Here is a 1,445-nt window from a genome sequence, read left to right as displayed (position 1 = left end):
ACGACGCGTTATTACCCTGGAATGAGGACCTGGCCCCTTTTTTTAAAAATGTGCCGCAGTATGGATAGGAGGAGTACGTCGATTTAACGGCGCTTACGAACAACCTAACACGCACACACGGTTCAATCTCAAGCATGAAAAGTTGTAGCAATGATTGGCATGTTCAGTGTTAAAGGTTATAAAATAGGAACTATCTTACTAACAAGGTTAAGGAAAAATGGATTTCAAACGTGATGTCTTCGCGATTTTACTTGCGCTGTTACCGCTTGTTTTTGGGTTATTACCTCTGGACTATGAAACACACAAAATCGCCTTCTACCTCGTCCCCTTTATCATTACTTCGATTGTAGTTGCAATGGATATACGGCATTCAAAAGAAGGAAAATCCCATGCTTTAATAGGGATAATACTTACACCGTTGTACCTCTGGAAGCGTTCTCGATGGCTTGTTCTGGTATGGGTTCTTGCGTTTGGCTGCGCATGGTTAATGAATGAATCCGATGTACAAGATCAGAACCTGGGGATCGCTTGCAATATTGTTTCGCAACTTGCACATGAAAAATATGGGAATCAGGCGGCTCAATGTGTCAGAGTCAAAGTTGTTGAAAAAGTAACCTCCGATTTCTGGAAAGGAATCGCAAGTATGGATAACGGCAATGATCTTGATGTAGCAATCAAATTCTCTGAAAAAGACGGTAACCCGTATTTGTATGTAACTGCGCAAGGATTATAATCACTAAGATTTTACTAAAATAATCGCAGCCCCCTTAGTGAAGTATATTCAGGTCGTGGACTTATGAATCGACGGGGGTAGTTCTATTAATATTTATAGTATGGCTGAGATTATCTAAATAGATAAAGAGGTGATAAAAAAAGAAATGAGCCATAAAAAAAATTAAGAAATATTTTGATAAGATTCTAATAGTCGCAATGCTTATCATTCCTTACGTCGCTATGGCAAAAAGTAAGGTCGAGGTGTACAACGGCGTTGATGGTGAGAAAAGTTTCATTATATGGAAATAGTGTTGTAATTAATGAAATACATGACCTACCAAGCAGATTTACCGACCCAATTCGTTGTTCTAAGGCGCAAGAAAAACCACTTGATTCCGGAATTGATGGTCAAGACCTCGAGTATGACGCATATGTATATGATTGTGGAAATAATAACCTTATCCTTGTTAAAAGGATTGTTGACGGGCAGTATGCTGGGAAGGTGATAGTTATCATTATTCCTAATTTCAGACAGATCTATTTGGGTCGAAAATAATATTAAATCTAACATCATAGATATATTATCGAAATTAATTAGGATGAACTTTTAGAAAAAGGGGGCAGCATCTGGCCCCCTCCTTTTTCAACTTCCTCGATTGTGAATTTCAACAAGTTTTTCAGCTACAGACATTTGCTGCTCCGTAAATGACGCACCTTGAGCTTCCATAGCC

Annotated in this window: 1 protein-coding gene; it reads left to right on the top strand. The window is 38.7% G+C overall.

Annotated elements, in window-relative coordinates:
- Positions 1-217: 217 nt before the first annotated feature.
- The gene (locus SJI19_RS24595; RefSeq protein WP_323480860.1) at positions 218-733 is read left to right on the top strand and encodes a hypothetical protein; all 516 of its coding nucleotides are present in this window, start codon (positions 218-220) and stop codon (positions 731-733) included.
- Positions 734-1,445: the final 712 nt, after the last annotated feature.

The organism is Acerihabitans sp. TG2 (genome assembly GCF_035013185.1).
Taxonomy (GTDB): Bacteria; Pseudomonadota; Gammaproteobacteria; order Enterobacterales; family Enterobacteriaceae; genus Acerihabitans.
Note: the sequence above shows the minus strand (reverse complement) of the source record. Positions and strands in the feature narration are given on the sequence as shown.

Excerpts from the sequence above, each read along its gene's own strand:
- SJI19_RS24595 (WP_323480860.1), top strand. The coding sequence starts at position 218 with ATGGATTTCAAACGTGATGTCTTCGCGATTTTACTTGCGCTGTTACCG.